The organism is Brevibacillus sp. 7WMA2, assembly GCF_010748895.1.
GTDB classification, from domain to species: domain Bacteria; phylum Bacillota; class Bacilli; order Brevibacillales; family Brevibacillaceae; genus Brevibacillus_B; species Brevibacillus_B halotolerans.
The window spans coordinates 79,376-94,412 of the sequence record NZ_CP048799.1 but is presented as its reverse complement, the minus strand read 5'-3'; the positions used below and the strand labels follow the sequence as shown (position 1 = coordinate 94,412).

Annotated in this window: 13 protein-coding genes, 1 riboswitch and 1 other annotated feature; of the genes, 6 read left to right on the top strand and 7 right to left on the bottom strand. The window is 42.2% G+C overall.

Annotated features, from left to right (window positions below):
- Positions 1 to 47 precede the first annotated feature (47 nt).
- Positions 48 to 1,562 (top strand): carboxypeptidase M32, encoded by a 1,515-nt coding sequence (locus GOP56_RS00485; protein WP_022584970.1) that lies wholly within the window; start codon positions 48 to 50, stop codon positions 1,560 to 1,562.
- Positions 1,563 to 1,698: 136 nt separating this feature from the next.
- On the opposite strand, the gene GOP56_RS00480 is transcribed toward GOP56_RS00485, so the two are convergent.
- The 3 genes from GOP56_RS00480 to nirD all read right to left on the bottom strand — a co-directional run bounded on the left by GOP56_RS00480 (position 1,699) and on the right by nirD (position 4,169).
- Positions 1,699 to 2,631, bottom strand: a complete 933-nt coding sequence (locus GOP56_RS00480; RefSeq protein ID WP_022584969.1) for a DMT family transporter — start codon at positions 2,629 to 2,631, stop codon at positions 1,699 to 1,701.
- Between the two features lie 285 nt (positions 2,632 to 2,916).
- The gene (locus GOP56_RS00475; RefSeq protein ID WP_163244197.1) at positions 2,917 to 3,774 is read right to left on the bottom strand and encodes a formate/nitrite transporter family protein; all 858 of its coding nucleotides are present in this window, start codon (positions 3,772 to 3,774) and stop codon (positions 2,917 to 2,919) included.
- A gap of 35 nt (positions 3,775 to 3,809) precedes the next feature.
- The gene (gene nirD / locus GOP56_RS00470) at positions 3,810 to 4,169 is read right to left on the bottom strand and encodes a nitrite reductase small subunit NirD (protein ID WP_003338097.1); all 360 of its coding nucleotides are present in this window, start codon (positions 4,167 to 4,169) and stop codon (positions 3,810 to 3,812) included.
- Between the two features lie 231 nt (positions 4,170 to 4,400).
- Here nirD and GOP56_RS00465 point away from each other — a divergent pair, with 231 nt between their 5' ends.
- Positions 4,401 to 4,619, top strand: a complete 219-nt coding sequence (locus tag GOP56_RS00465; protein ID WP_096887252.1) for a hypothetical protein — start codon at positions 4,401 to 4,403, stop codon at positions 4,617 to 4,619.
- Between the two features lie 71 nt (positions 4,620 to 4,690).
- On the opposite strand, the gene GOP56_RS00460 is transcribed toward GOP56_RS00465, so the two are convergent.
- Both GOP56_RS00460 and metH read right to left on the bottom strand, forming a co-directional pair.
- Positions 4,691 to 6,556: a bifunctional homocysteine S-methyltransferase/methylenetetrahydrofolate reductase gene (locus tag GOP56_RS00460; protein ID WP_163244196.1), complete on the bottom strand. Its 1,866-nt coding sequence runs from the start codon at positions 6,554 to 6,556 to the stop codon at positions 4,691 to 4,693.
- Positions 6,557 to 6,584: 28 nt separating this feature from the next.
- Positions 6,585 to 10,049, bottom strand: a complete 3,465-nt coding sequence (metH, locus tag GOP56_RS00455; RefSeq protein ID WP_163244195.1) for a methionine synthase — start codon at positions 10,047 to 10,049, stop codon at positions 6,585 to 6,587.
- Positions 10,050 to 10,158: 109 nt separating this feature from the next.
- A riboswitch (SAM riboswitch) is annotated at positions 10,159 to 10,258 on the bottom strand.
- Positions 10,259 to 10,283: 25 nt separating this feature from the next.
- On the opposite strand from metH, the gene GOP56_RS24275 reads away from it, so the two are divergent.
- From GOP56_RS24275 to argS, 4 genes are all read left to right on the top strand, one after another.
- The gene (locus GOP56_RS24275) at positions 10,284 to 10,580 is read left to right on the top strand and encodes a YjcZ family sporulation protein (RefSeq protein WP_081476739.1); all 297 of its coding nucleotides are present in this window, start codon (positions 10,284 to 10,286) and stop codon (positions 10,578 to 10,580) included.
- A gap of 52 nt (positions 10,581 to 10,632) precedes the next feature.
- Positions 10,633 to 10,731, top strand: coding sequence for a YjcZ family sporulation protein (locus GOP56_RS00445; protein ID WP_081476738.1), 99 nt, complete (start codon positions 10,633 to 10,635; stop codon positions 10,729 to 10,731).
- 259 nt (positions 10,732 to 10,990) lie between these two features.
- The gene (locus tag GOP56_RS00440) at positions 10,991 to 11,296 is read left to right on the top strand and encodes a hypothetical protein (protein WP_163244150.1); all 306 of its coding nucleotides are present in this window, start codon (positions 10,991 to 10,993) and stop codon (positions 11,294 to 11,296) included.
- Between the two features lie 54 nt (positions 11,297 to 11,350).
- Positions 11,351 to 11,615 (top strand) — a binding site (T-box leader).
- 204 nt (positions 11,616 to 11,819) lie between these two features.
- Positions 11,820 to 13,532 (top strand): arginine--tRNA ligase, encoded by a 1,713-nt coding sequence (gene argS / locus GOP56_RS00435; RefSeq protein WP_003343802.1) that lies wholly within the window; start codon positions 11,820 to 11,822, stop codon positions 13,530 to 13,532.
- A 141-nt stretch (positions 13,533 to 13,673) separates the two neighbouring features.
- Here the strand turns inward: argS and GOP56_RS00430 are convergent, their stop codons facing one another.
- Together GOP56_RS00430 and GOP56_RS00425 are read right to left on the bottom strand one after the other, a co-directional pair.
- Positions 13,674 to 14,093: a hypothetical protein gene (locus GOP56_RS00430; RefSeq protein WP_163244194.1), complete on the bottom strand. Its 420-nt coding sequence runs from the start codon at positions 14,091 to 14,093 to the stop codon at positions 13,674 to 13,676.
- 56 nt (positions 14,094 to 14,149) lie between these two features.
- Positions 14,150 to 14,995 (bottom strand): deoxyribonuclease IV, encoded by an 846-nt coding sequence (locus tag GOP56_RS00425; RefSeq protein ID WP_163244193.1) that lies wholly within the window; start codon positions 14,993 to 14,995, stop codon positions 14,150 to 14,152.
- Positions 14,996 to 15,037 lie beyond the last annotated feature (42 nt).

Genomic DNA, 15,037 nt, shown 5'->3' with positions numbered 1-15,037 from the left:
AACAAAAATTTTTTATCAGAAAATTTTCTTTAGGAGGCGTTCTGTCTATGAGTACGATTAATCAATTAGCTGCCGATTTTATTACTTTCTCTAAAAAAATTCAGGCGTACAACAATGCAACTGCCGTCTTATACTGGGACCTTCGCACAAAAGCACCGAAAAAAGGAATGGATGCTCGCTCTGAAGTGATTTCGACCTTATCCACTGAAGCATTCAAGCTTTCCACATCCGATCAAATGGAGGATTTCCTACAACGTCTAACTGAGGAGCAAGCCTACAAGCAATTAGATTCGGTCACTCAAAAATTAGTGGAAGAATCCAAAAAGGATTTTGACTTAAACAAAAAGATTCCTACCGACCGTTATCAGGAATATGTGCTTGTTACAAGCCAAGCTGAAAATCTTTGGGAAGAGGCTCGCGAAAAAAATGATTTTTCCCTGTTTCGTCCCTACCTAGAAAAAATCGTAAAAATGAAATTGGAATTCATTGATTACTGGGGAGCAAAGCCAGATAAATATGATACTTTGTTGGATCAATATGAACCTGGTATGACAGTAAAACAATTAGATCAAATTTTCACCTTATTGCGTGATAAAACGGTTCCTTTGGTTCATGCCATCAATGAATCAAATCGTCGCCCCAATATTAGCTTTATGGAAAAGCATTTTGCCAAAGCAGATCAAGCGGCATTTAATCAGCTCGTGCTCCAAAAAATCGGCTTTGATTTCCAAGCTGGACGCCTGGATACGAGTACCCATCCTTTCTGCATTCACTTCGGCTCCACCGATGTCCGTCTAACCACCCGATACGATGAACAGGACTTCCGTTATGCATTATGGAGCAGTATACATGAAGCAGGTCATGGTATGTATGAGCAAAATGTAAATGCGGCTTACAATGGTCTATTGCTAAGTAACGGTACTTCGATGGGCGTTCATGAATCCCAGTCTCGTTTTTGGGAGAACATGGTAGGACGAAGCTTACCTTTCTGGGAGCATTTCTATCCAGCGGCGCAACAAGCTTTCCCTGAGCAGTTTGCCGATGTAGCCTTACAAGATTTCTATCGGGCAGCCAACCTAGTGGAACCTTCCTTTATCCGTACGGAATCAGACGAACTCACCTACAATTTGCATATCATGGTCCGCTATGAAATCGAAAAGGGCTTAATCAATGAAACCATTGAAGTAGGAGAGCTACCACAAATTTGGAACGAGAAAATGAAAGAATACCTAGGCGTCGATGTACCTAGCGATGATCTTGGTGTCCTACAGGATGTTCATTGGTCAAGCGGCTTAATGGGCTACTTCCCAACATATTCCCTAGGAAATGTTTATGCCGCGCAATTTACGCATGCAATGAAAAAACAGCTTCCTAATTTTGACGATCTTTTACGTGCAGGTGATTTTGCACCGATTAACCAATGGTTACGCGAGAATATCCACCAATTCGGAAAAATGAAATCTCCTCAGGAGCTTTTGCAGCACGTTACCGGGGAAAAAGTAAATGCAAGCTATCTAGTTCATTATCTAGAAACAAAGTATAAGGATTTATATCAGCTATAGAAATAAGACAAGGTATTTCCTTATAGACATATAAAAAATAGCCTCCTTGCATGCTCATCCTGTTTTAGATGCTGCACAAGGGGGCTATTTATAATGGTATTGAACAAATCACACATTCACTCAATTGACGTATTTATCATTTAGCTTCGTCTGTTTTGACTACATTCATCCCTACTGGTTTTTCTTTTGTTCGGGTCAGGACAATAATTCCCAATACTACAAACCCCATTCCTAAAATATGATACCAATAGATATCTTCCTTCAGTACTAAACTCGATAATAAAATCGTAGTAATGGGTGTTAACGCAGTAAACACGGATGCTACACTAGCAGGTATCACTTTTAATCCTTGATTCATTAAAATGACAGCTAAAATTGTTACGACAATTGCTGTGTAGAAAACCAACAGCCAAATCGTTATGGATATTTCAGAAAGATCAACGCTTAATGCATCATGTATAGCTAGTGGTAAAAATAAAATCGCCCCTACAATACTTAACGCCGTTGAGATAGCTAAAGGAGACCAAGCTTTCGATAATAGTTTTCCAAACGAAAAAAAGATAGCATCCCCTATAACAGCACAAAGAATGAGAAAGTTCCCAAATAATGAGCTAAAGCTTATACTATTTGTAGCAATAATTCCGAATACATTTATAGAAACCGTTCCTAAAATGGTTAACAAAATCCCTGAAATCTTGGCAAAGCCTAATTTCTCTTTAAGAAAAACGTACGCAATGACTCCCATTACAGCTGGAGTACAACTCAGTACTATCCCGCTCTCCACAGCGGACGTATATTGTAAGCCATATAGCAAGCAGATGCTAAATAGAAAAATCCCTACGAAGCTTTGTATAAGTAGAACAAAAACATCTTTTTTATATAAGGTAGGAAGCCTTCTTTCCTTTCGGTAAAACATTGGCAGTAAGATAAGGCTAGCAATCAATAGCCTTAATTCAGATGCTAAAAAAATAGGGATTTGCTCTAAAATAAATTTATTTACTACTACAAAGCTCCCTATTATAGACATGGCAATGGATACTTTGATATACGCTATCGTGCTATTAGACAAGTAAATCTCTCCCACTTTTTAATAAAAATAATCGTTTTTTCTCTCTATTGTTTATGTAAATGGTCTTTACCATCAACAGTAATAGTACCACAATACACCATTTGGTTGGTTTTTTTTAGTAGGAAAAAGTGCACTCGCTGAATTCAGATTGTTCTGCCGGTTATCTCATTATTCTGTCAGCTCTTCACATATCTTCTTACTATGGACGGGATGCTTATTAAACATACAAAAGGCCCGCTCCCACGTGCCAAGGAACAGACCTTTCTTACCCGAATGAAGTATATATTATTTCGCTTGCAGGGTAGCGCTATCTGTTGAGGCTACCTGCTTCATTTCTTTACGTTCTTCCTGTTGTTTGCCTTTTGTAAACTTGGTTTTGATAGGCGATACCAACCAATACATGGTGCCTACAAATAATGCTCCTCCGACAATATTACCTAGTGTAACAATGCTCAGATTATGAACCCAGCCCGCAATGGTAATCGTTTCTGGGTGAGGAAGCATTAGCGCCAGCGTTAGCACTGTCATGTTGGCTACACTATGCTCATAGCCAGAGGTAATAAAGGCAAACAACATCCAGAAAATCAGAATTAGTTTCGCTGTATCCTCCTTTGCCCGGGTCGCTGTCCAAATAGACAAGCAGACTAACCAGTTACAAAGAATTCCTCTGAAAAATAATTGCACAGTTGGTAAGTTCATTTTTTTGGCTGCTAGATAAAAGAGCATATGGTCGCTTGAAGCATGACTAAACACACCCGAACCTACAATAATCAGACAGAAAACAGTTGCACCGAGTAGGTTACCAATCCAGCACCATACCCAGTTTTTCCCTGCATCCTTCCATTTAGTCGCCCCGCTTAAGGCACCTATGGTGAAATACATATTATTACCAGTAAACAAATCAGAACCAGCAAAAATGACCAAGGTTAAAGCAATCCCAAACGACACGCCCATCAATGTCATTGTAAGAGGGGAACCCGCTTGTAGCAACGGCTCACCTACCGTTAAGATTAATACGATTCCAATCCCTACATAACAGCCTGCCAGTGCTGCGTGTAGTAAATAGCGGGCTATGCTTTTATCCAGCATCTCTTTTTTCTTTACTGCGTTCTTAGCCATTATTTCCAGAGTGTCAGTATACAAGGTCTCCAACTCCTTAGGTGTTAGGCACGTGTATGTTAAGATAAAAAGTTATCGCAAGCAGGCAAGCCTAGTTTCACCGTTTTTCCTTCGACCACTACAGGGTATACTTCTACTTGGCCTCGATCAGGAGCTTGTACTGTTCCATCAACCAGCGAAATTTTCCAGTCGTACAAAGGGTCATACAAAAATAGATCAGAAACGATTCCGTCTACTAATGTGCCTCCCCTAGGATGTGGATTGCGATTAGCCACTGCATAGAATTGATCATCATCTAAACGAAACAGAGCAACCTCTGTTTCTTCTACACAAACCACTCGGCCTACTTTCTTTGGAAAATCATCAATATTCCCTATTTCATAGAAACAAACTAACTGTTCAGCAACAGGATGCAGCATGCTTCTAACACTTCCTTCCCTTTGGACATACAAAAAAAAATCTCTATTTCATTCTACATTCGTAGTATAACGGGTTCGGCTTCAATGCAAAAGTTATATCTGTCACTTTATGAGAAATTTTTCACTTTCTTTTCTGTTTTGTCACATTTGGGAAGAAAAATTGGTGATTATCTACCCAAATATAGAATACTAACCAATTAATATCTACTTTTTTGAGTTGGAGGGGAAACAATGGATTTTTCTTCGTTACGTCAATATTTTAACGATATTGCACACAGTATTGGTGATATCAGCAGTAAGACAGGGAATGCTCTAATCGGGATTCATTCTGAATTAAGTAAGATAAGTAAAGCAATACAGACCACAAATGTTTTACTTGGCATTCTGATTTTTTTGGTTATGGTTCACCTTATTTATTCCGTTGTCCAAAACCGTAAAAAAGGTACATAACGAAGAAGACCTCCTACGTTTTCTTGTAAGGGTCTTCCTTTATCTGAACGGTATGATTAACTCTCTGCTCCTTATGAGCTGGACACTTCTTTAAGGCCTGCCTTTACTTGCTCTTGTTGCCTGATATATTGGGTCAGCTCGACGGTCATCTGGTAGTAATTGAACGGGGTAATCAAGTATATTCCATTAAAGTATTGAAGCGTTGCATCGATTAGTTCCTTTGCCATACGATTCCCTTCCTGACGAGCGGCTTCACCTGTAAATAGCTTCATTTGTTCTAATGCATATGGGGACAGCTTGATACCAGGTACCTCGTTATGCAAAAACTCTGCATTACGCGAGCTCGTTAACGGCATGATGCCAATAAAGATAGGTACACGAATATGCTTCGTGGCTTCATATATTTGTACAATGGTCTCGGCATCATAAACAGGCTGCGTCATAATGTAATCGGCTCCAGCCTCAACCTTCTTTTCTAAACGAGCCACAGCTGCATCCAAGTGGCGCACATGTGGATTAAATGCTGCCCCGACAATAAACTGAGCATGCTGCTTCAATTGTTTGCCCGAAAACGCATAGCCTTGATTTAACTGTTTTACCATACGGATTAAATCAAATGAGCTCACATCATAGACAGAACTAGCACCCGGCAAATCTCCAAAGCGTGAAGGATCGCCCGTAATAACTAGTACCTGGTCAATACCCAGTGCGTGAAGACCCATTAAATGTGATTGCTGTCCAATCAGATTTCGGTCGCGGCAGGCAATGTGAAGTAGCGGCTCGATTCCTAATCGCTTCATCATGGCTCCTAAAGCCATATTGCTCATACGAACTGTTGCTAGTGAGTTATCTGCTAGCGTTATTGCATTAGCACCGGCATCATGTAAAGCACAACAGCCCTGTAAGAAATCTTCTGTATGCAGATCCTTAGGCGGATCGAATTCAACGATAATCGTAGGATGGTGCTTTACTTCTTCGATAATACTTGGCTGAAGACGTTTTTGGACGGCCTGCACCTCAATTCTCTCCGAGTGAATAGGAGCGGGTGGATTCACCCGTGGCAGCGGTTTGCGCCCTGCCAATTTTTCTGCAATTGCTCTGGTATGTTCTGGCGTTGTACCACAACACCCCCCAATTAGTCTTACACCCTGTTCATGTAAGCGCAAAGCACTTTCCGCAAAGTAGTCTGGAGATGATTTGTAAGAAAGGGTTCCATCAGCCATGCCAAGACGGCCTGCATTGGGGAATGCAGAGAGAAAAACATCATCTGGACACACTGTAGCTTCGAAGGAACGCAGGATCTCTGCCGGTCCCAAGCGACAATTGAGTCCTATTACGTCCGCTCCTGCATCCTTAATCTGCTGGAAGGCATACGTCAACGAATGCCCATCACGCGTGGTACCTACTTCCAAAGTAGCAAGCTGGGCTATGATGGGTAGCTCTGTAAGAGGACGTATCACCTCCAGCGCTAGCAATAATTCATCAACATCCAAGAACGTTTCCAGCAAAATTCCGTCTACACCTGCATGCAAAAGAGAAGTAGCTTGCTCTTCGAACTGGTCTTTAAATTGGTCGATTTGCTTAGTGCGGACACGTCCAGCAATAATTGAACCCATCGCTCCAACTACGAAAGCATCATCTCCGACCGCTTCCCTCGCAAGGGTCACCGCGGCTCGATTCATCCGCGTAACCTTACTTTCTAGGCCATATCGGGACAAGCTATCCCGATTAGCCCCAAATGTATTCGTCTCAATCAGCCGTGCTCCCGCTTCATAATAAGCGGTATGTACGTTGCGGATTATCTGTGGATTACTTAAACATAACTCTTCGTAACTAACGCCAATCGGAACTCCCTGCTCGTATAGCTGAGTAGCCATCGCTCCGTCACCCACTAGTACGTGCTGTGTGAGATAAGCCCGCAAATCTCGGTTTCCCATTGAGACTCCCCCTTTTCGTCGTTTATGATCACACTTCCACTCCAACTGGTGGAGTCGCATTAAAATAACGGGCTTCAGGATGAGCAAATACCATGGCTGACACGGATGCTTCAGGGTCCATCATGAAGCCTTCTGTTAGTTGAATTCCGATGTCTTGTGGCGACAACAGCTTAAAGAGTTTTTCTTGATCTTCTAAATCCGGGCAAGCAGGATATCCAAACGATACGCGGATTCCCTGATAACGCGCCCCAAAACGTTCTAGCATAGTCATATCTGCTGGGTCTGGAAAGCCCCATGAATCGCGAATAACATGATGAATTCGTTCGGCAAACGCTTCTGCTAGCTCTAGGGCGACTGCTTGCAGGACATGAGAACGTAAATAGTCCCCTTTTTCTTTCCATTCCTGCGCTAAATTTCTTACTCCCCTTCCGGCTGTAACTGTCAAGAAAGCTACGTAATCCATCTCATTCGTTTCCACAGGCCGTAAAAAATCAGCGAGACAAAGATGAGGAGCTTGCGGTTGACGCGGGAAAGTAAAACGTTCTAACAGCTTTGAATGATCGTTTGGATCATAGATCAGGATGTCATTGCCAAAAGATTGAGCCGGAAAGAATTGATACATTCCATTCGCCTGCAAAATCTGACTACGGATCGCTTCATTTAGCAAATCATCTACGATTTCATATAATTCGGTCGCTTTCTTGTCGCCTGATTCGATTAATTTATCGACGTTGCCCTTGATACCAAGATGCTTTCCAAGCAGCATACGTAAATTAACGTAAGGACGCAGATGGTTAATCGGATAGTTGCGCAAGACATGGCGCTCCAAATCAGGTGCAACATAGACCGGTGTTGTAATGCTTGTCGCAGAGCGATTCATTTCCGGCTGTGGAATAACAACTGATTCGCTAGCTTTTTCTTCTATTTGAGCCTGATTGACTGTCGCTTGCGCTTGTAATTCCTCTACCAGCTTCAGTCGAGCTTGCGGATCATGCAATTTATTAGCTAGGTTCAGGCCATCCATCGCATCTTTTGCGAATAAAACGATGCCTTCATATTCAGGAGCAATTCGATTTGTTGTAAATTTACGCGTGAGCGCCGCTCCTCCAACCATCAGCGGTACATCAATGCCAGAGCTTCGCAAATCCTGCGCGGTAATCACCATCTGCTGCGCTGATTTTACTAATAAACCTGAAAGACCAATGGCATCTGGTTTTTCCTGATGACAAGCAGCAATCAACTGCTCTGGTGCAACTTTAATCCCTAAATTAACTACCTCATAGCCATTATTGGATAAAATGATCTCCACTAGGTTTTTACCGATATCGTGGACATCCCCTTTAACCGTAGCTAACAAGATTTTTCCTTTTACGGTTGATTCAGACTTTTCCATATGCGGTTCCAAAAAGGCAACTGACGCCTTCATGACCTCTGCACTCTGTAGCACTTCTGCTACAATCAATTGGTTCCCGTTAAACAGGCGACCAACCTCTTCCATCCCTTTCATAAGTGGACCATTAATAATATCAAGCGGAACATATTTTTCCAAAGCGAGGGTTAAATCTGGGATTAATCCGTCCTTCGAGCCTTCCACCACATAATTAGCTAAACGTTCTTCTAACGTTAGATTGGATACCTCTTTTACAACCTCTTTCTTTTTCTGCCGATAAAAATCAGTAAACGTTGCTAAGGTTTCATCGTTTGTATGAAATAACAAGTCCTCTGCCAGCTTGCGTTCCTCTTCAGAAATCGAAGCATAACGTTCTATCTTTTCGGTGTTAACAATCGCGTAATCAAGCCCGGCTACTGTTGTGTGATATAAAAAGACCGCATTTAAAACCTCACGACCTGCCGGGGGTAATCCAAAGGAAACATTGCTCACACCCAGAATTTGTTTACATAATGGAAAATGTTGTTTAATAAGGCGGATACCTTCTATCGTTTCCTGCGCTGAACCAATGTATTGCTCATCGCCTGTTCCTACCGGAAATACAAGAGCATCAAAAATAATGTCCTGCGGATTAATTCCAAACTGATTTACCAACAAATCGTAGGAACGTGTAGCTACCTCCAGCTTACGTTCACGAGTGATTGCCATTCCCGTTTCATCAATGGTCCCGACAACCACAGCCGCTCCATATTTATGAATCAGTGGTACAACCTCTTCAAAACGATCTAGTCCATCTTCTAGATTAATCGAATTAATGATTGCCTTCCCCTGAGAATATTTCAAGCCCAGCTCCACTACCTTTTTATCCGTGGAATCGATCATCAACGGTGCTTTTACCTTTCTGCTTACGTATGGAAGAAATTTCTCCATATCCTCGTACTCATCACGGTCAGGGTCTGCTAAACAAATATCTATAACAGCGGCTCCTCGTTTTACCTGTGCCCGTGCTATGTCTGATCCTTCCTCGAATTGACCAGCAGCAATCAAGTCACGGAACTTCTTTGATCCAATAACGTTGGTACGTTCCCCTACAAAAATGGGGCGATTGTCGTCCTCAACATAGAGCACCTCAATGCCTGATACAGCAGTTGCATGAGACTTTTTATTTTCTCGTGGTGTAATCCCTTGCAATGCTTCGTGTAGCGCTCGAATATGCTCGGGTGTGGTACCACAACAACCACCCGCTACGTTAAGCCATCCCTTTTCCGCAAATGCTTTCATTTTCATCGCTAACCCCTGCGGTGACTCGTGATAGTGACCATTCTCATCAGGTAAACCTGCATTAGGATAACAACTGATTCCACACAAGGCCAGATCAGATAAGGTTCGTAAATGATCACGCATGAACTCCGGACCTGTCGCGCAATTCAGACCAATCGTGATCGGTTTGAGATGTTCAATCGATACATAAAAAGCCTCGATGTTTTGGCCTGCCAGAGTCGTGCCCATCGGTTCGATTGTTCCAGAAATCATGATAGGCAGCTCATAGCCAAGCTCCTGAAATGCCTGACGTATGCCAATGCCGCCAGCTTTTACGTTCAATGTGTCCTGTGAGGTTTCCACCAGTAATAAATCTACCCCACCTTCCATCAATGCTTTAGTCTGACAATAGTACGCATGAATTAATTGCTCAAATGTAACGCCCCCTGTTAACGAAAGGGTTTTCGTAGTGGGCCCCATAGAGCCTGCTACATAACGTGGCCACGACTCCGTGCTAAATTCATCTGCTACTTCTTTAGCAATACGTGCAGCCGCCAGATTAAGTTCATAATCTCGATCTGCTATGTCATACTCAGCCAAAACAACATCAGTTGCTCCAAATGTGTTTGTTTCCACAATGTCAGCACCTGCTTCAAAATAGGTAGCATGAATATGCCGGATGACATCTGGTCTTGTTACATTCAATAGTTCGTTGCAGCCTTCATATTCCTCACCGCCAAAATCGTCCGCTGTGAGATTAGCCTGCTGTAGCATCGTTCCCATTGCACCATCGAGTATCAATATTTTTCGTGCTAGCTGCTCTTGCAATGTTGGTTTGTTCATCCCCTATATCCCTCCGTAATCTCCATTAGACTTGGCAAATAAAAAAATCCCCTTCCTGCCTGAAAGCAAGAAGAGGATTACTAATGTTCGTTAAGTAGGAACTTACCCCCTCTTATCTTTCAAGGCAAACAGCCCTGCTGGAATTGGCACCTGATCTATCGGTTGCCGAGGCATCTTCGGGCCAGTCCCTCCGCCTCTCTAGATAAGAGAAATCATATTTAGTTAAATGTCCATATGACGTTTTGTTCGTCTTTTGAATACAGGTATCTTAACATTCAGATATTATTGGCGTCAATGGATTATCTGCCAATCTTTTATTTTTTTGTAGTCTGCTGCCCAAATTTTGCTTCCCTTAGGCATAAGCCCACACCAGATAGACAGATATGTATAGACTGTAGAATAACAAAGCGAAGGAGGAATTGCCAGATGAGTACATCGTTTTGCGGTAACTGGGGAGGCGGAAGTTTTAGCTTCATTCTAGTGTTGTTCATTCTGCTGGTAATCATAAGCTGCAGCTGCTGCGATAACTAGCAACCGTGTAGCGACACCTTCAAACATATAACCTTTAAGGAGGAATTCTTTCATGAGTACATCTTACTGCGGAAATTTCTTCGGTGATAATTTCAGCTTCATTTTAGTGCTGTTCATCCTACTGGTCATCATTTCTTGCGGCTGCTGCTAAAATATAAGAAGCTCTTTCACCGGCAAACCTGAATTCGATTACGCTCTTTTTTATCTGCGCCCACCTCTACATGATTCTACAATGTTTCATACCTCCATAAGGAAACCCAAAAACATTACTCAGGTTTGTACACTCACCAATATAGGAGAGGGGAAGGGGCAGGCACATGCCCCTTTCATCTCTTATCCATTCTTTCCTTCGCTTGTAGAAATAATGGCCCTCTGCTAGGATAAAAAGGAAGATAGATGGAGGGTTTTTTATGGAAAACAATCTAGCCTATTTACATACATCTGTGTTTCAGGCCTCATTGATTCCAGTAAAGGTACTAGAAGAGACGGACTTTGAAATCTACACTGTCGTAAAACATCATGAGAGTGAACAGCACTATTTGCATGACCAAATTCACCACCATGATCTTATGACAGGCGGTAATCATGAAACCTATGAATACTATCTTCCTTTATCAACCGGTCAAGCCATGGGTCTTTTATTTGGTAGGGAAGCATATCATTCCCTTACCAAATCTTATTTTGCACAATGGGATCAGCAAAATAAGAGCCACTGATAAACCTTGCTTGCTAGAATGTCTTTTGTTGGGTATACTAGACGCTATATAGCCATGTACTCGATGATGAGGAGAGTAATGATGGTTCGTGCTACTAGCGAGTCAGGATTGGTGGAAGCCTGATAGAACGTCCATGATGAAGCGCACCTCGGAGACGCAGCTTGAATCTTGTCTATTGACAATGTATAGAGCTTGCCGGGTTTGCCCGTTACAGCTATCAAGCAGGTTTTTTCCAATTACGATCATTTATTGGTCTAATTGAAAAGAACAAGAAGAGTGGTACCGCGGGAGTATGATAAAATAACCTCTCGTCTCTTTACGGATTGATTTTTACTGATATCTATCCAAAAGAGACGGGGGGTTTTTTTGCTGTTGTTGCTTTGAACATCGTATGCTGTGTCTAATCAAAGCGCTCTGTGCTTGTATACCTATGGTTATATTTATGTTGTATCCCACTTTTCCACGGAATGATTACATATTCCCTGAAAGTTTAGGTTGATTAAAAAGAAAGGATGAAATAAACATGAATTACAAACAACTAGTAGCTGAACAAATCTCTGCTGCTCTAACTGAAATGGGCGTAGAGGATTTTTCCTGCGAACGTGTCCTTGGCATGCTCGAAACTCCTCCTAACCCACAAATGGGTGATTTAGCCTTCCCTTGCTTCCAATTAGCTAAAGCTCTACGCAAAGCACCACCAATGATTGCAACGGAGCTAGCTTCTAAGATTTCTCTGCCTTTCTTACAGGATGTACAGGTGACAAATGCATATATCAATCTGTTTTATGATCAAACCAGCGTTATAACCGCTTGTATTAAAACGATTCTAGAGCAAGGGTCTGCATATGGCGCGACTACTGCTGGTGCTGGTAAAAAGGTACCAATCGACTTATCTTCTCCAAACATTGCTAAACCCTTCTCGATGGGGCATTTGCGCTCAACCGTTATCGGGAATGCACTTGCAAACATCATGGAAAAGCATGGCTATCAGCCAGTTCGCATCAATCACTTAGGGGACTGGGGTACACAATTTGGTAAACTGATTGTTGCCTATAAAAAATGGGGCGATGAAGATAAAGTAAAAGCTGAGCCTATTAAAGAATTGCTCAAGCTGTATGTACACTTCCATGAAGAAGTAGAAAACGATCCAACACTGGAAGATCAAGGCCGTGAATGGTTCAAGAAATTAGAGGACGGCGATCAAGAAGCCCAGCAATTATGGCAATGGTTCCGCGACGAATCCTTACAAGAATTTAAAAAGATCTATGAATTAATGGGTGTATCCTTTGACTCCTTCAATGGAGAAGCATTCTACAATAATCAAATGGATCGCGTTGTTGATTTATTAGAGGAAAAAGGATTGTTAACAGAATCCGAAGGCGCAATGGTTGTATCTCTGGATGAGTACGACATGCCTCCTTGCTTAATTAAAAAACGTGACGGTGCTACCCTTTACGCAACCCGCGACCTAGCTGCTGCTTTGTATCGCCATGAGCAATATGATTTTGGAAAAGCATTATATGTGGTTGGCGGAGAACAACGCCTGCATTTCCAACAGCTATTTAAAGTCTTGCTAAAAATGGGCTATGACTGGGCTAACAATATGCATCACATTCCATTTGGCATGATGTTAAAAGATGGTAAAAAAATGTCCACCCGCAAAGGGAAAGTCGTTCTGTTGGAAGAAGTATTGTCCCAAGCAATCGCAGACGTATTAAAAGTAATCCAAGACAAAAATCCTTCTCTTGCAAATAAAGAACAGGTTGCTCGCCAAGTTGGTGTAGGTGCCGTTATCTTCCATGACTTGAAAAATTATCGTTTAAACGATGTCAACTTTTCCTGGGAAGAAATGCTTACTTTTGAAGGGGAAACAGGGCCTTACGTTCAATACACTCATGCCCGCGCTTGCTCTCTATTGAAAAAAGGTGGGTACCAGCCAGGAGCTGTAACCGTAGTAGACAATGCTTTAGAGGGCCCAGAAGCATGGGCAGTCATTACTACTCTCTTGCAGTTCCCAAGCATTCTGGAAAAGGCTCGCGATCAATTCGATCCTTCGCAGATTGGAAAATACGTAATTGATCTGGCTCAAACCTTCAACAAATTCTACGCGCATGTCCGCATTGTCGCAGAGGATGAGCAAGTAAAACAAGCTCGCCTACAATTGGTTGCAGCAGTTATTGTTGTACTAAAAGAAGGACTCCGTCTATTGGGATTGGAAGCTCCTGAGGAAATGTAAGAAAAATAAGGGCCCCTAACACAATGGGCGCCCTTTTATTTTTGGTCAAAAATTCATCCAACTCAACTCATCCAAAAAAGGAGGGCTTCCCCTCCTCTTTTTAATCCTGCTTTACCAAAACGCCTCTCATCTATGTTCCTTTTACTCTTTTTCGTTTATTTTCGGTTCAATAGCTGGTTTTGGTGTCAAGAACCAAGCCTTTGCTAATTGCTCAATCAGTTTTTTCGGTAGGGAAACAGGCTCTATTTTTACAGTTCCAATAGGGTCAACACCACGATATAGCATTGCCTTATCATCATTAGGGTCTGACATTGTTTCTAAAATCAGCTCGTCGATTTTTCCAGCCACTTTCCATTCCATAATCATTAGCTCATATTCATCTGGAGCTAATTCAATGTATTCTTCTTCTGTAATATCTACAATGGCATAGCCATCTGATTCAATTTCTGCTTCTAAGACCTTGCCATTTGCTTCTTCATAAAGTTTTAGTTCATTAAGGTCAGCTAAATTTTCTTTGATTTTATCAAAGCTGTGAATGGTTACTTTAATTGTGCGTGTCATAATATCTCCTCTGTCTCGTAAAATCCGTTCTGAAATACGGTCCCTCTAATCATATCCTACTGTGGACTTGCAAACAATTGTTTGACAAAAGCGATTTCTGATTTATGCCCACCCGGTCGTTCTGCTGGCGTTTCCAAAAATAAGGGAACCTCACGAACAACCCTGCTTCTAATCAATTCGCCTATCCTTTCAGCACCGATCTCCCCGTAACCAATATCAGCATGGCGATCACGATGGGAGCCGGTAGGATAGCGAGAATCATTGAGATGAACAGCCTTCACATGAGTAAAATATCCTAATTCCTCGCCTCGCTTCTGCACCTCTTCCCAATTCCCTCCTGTCCATAATCCACTTGCAAAGGCATGGCAGGTATCGAAGCAAAATCCGACAAGTTCGGGTCTATTGATCAATGCACGCACTTGTACAAGCTCTTCTAATGTCATCCCCATCTTATTTCCCTGACCAGCATTATTTTCAAGTAAAATAAGTGTATTACCTGTCCAGCCTTCTAAGATTTCATTTAGTGAACGAATCATCAATTGGTAGCCAAATAACGGATCAGGGTGATTTCCTTTATATTGCCCGAAATGAACAACAACGCCAATCGATCCACACGCGTCCGCAATCTCCAAATCATTGCGTACTGAAGCCACCATTGCCGCTTGTTCCTCTCTTCCCTCTGTACACAAGTTAGTTGGATATGGTGTGTGGGCAATCGAAATAATCCTGTGTTCCTTGCAAAAATCACGACATTGTTGGGCATCCTGTCTTGAGAATGATTTGATTTGTAAACTGCGCGGGTTTTTAGGAAAATACTGATAGCAAGTCCCTCCCAAGCGTTGCGCGATCCGGGCGGCTTCCGTATATCCCTGACGTACGCTTACATGACAACCGATGTGCAATTTGTCGCCTCCCTTCCCTGTTTCTCGTTGCTACGCTGTCAA

Bases quoted from the DNA above. Each gene is read 5' to 3' on its own strand.
- GOP56_RS00485 (WP_022584970.1), top strand. From the start codon at position 48: ATGAGTACGATTAATCAATTAGCTGCCGATTTTATTACTTTCTCTAAA.
- nirD (WP_003338097.1), bottom strand. From the start codon at position 4,169: ATGCTGCATCCTGTTGCTGAACAGTTAGTTTGTTTCTATGAAATAGGG.
- GOP56_RS00465 (WP_096887252.1), top strand. From the start codon at position 4,401: ATGGATTTTTCTTCGTTACGTCAATATTTTAACGATATTGCACACAGT.
- GOP56_RS00460 (WP_163244196.1), bottom strand. From the start codon at position 6,556: ATGGGAAACCGAGATTTGCGGGCTTATCTCACACAGCACGTACTAGTG.
- metH (WP_163244195.1), bottom strand. From the start codon at position 10,049: ATGAACAAACCAACATTGCAAGAGCAGCTAGCACGAAAAATATTGATA.
- GOP56_RS24275 (WP_081476739.1), top strand. From the start codon at position 10,284: ATGACGTTTTGTTCGTCTTTTGAATACAGGTATCTTAACATTCAGATA.
- GOP56_RS00445 (WP_081476738.1), top strand. From the start codon at position 10,633: ATGAGTACATCTTACTGCGGAAATTTCTTCGGTGATAATTTCAGCTTC.
- GOP56_RS00440 (WP_163244150.1), top strand. From the start codon at position 10,991: ATGGAAAACAATCTAGCCTATTTACATACATCTGTGTTTCAGGCCTCA.
- argS (WP_003343802.1), top strand. From the start codon at position 11,820: ATGAATTACAAACAACTAGTAGCTGAACAAATCTCTGCTGCTCTAACT.
- GOP56_RS00430 (WP_163244194.1), bottom strand. From the start codon at position 14,093: ATGACACGCACAATTAAAGTAACCATTCACAGCTTTGATAAAATCAAA.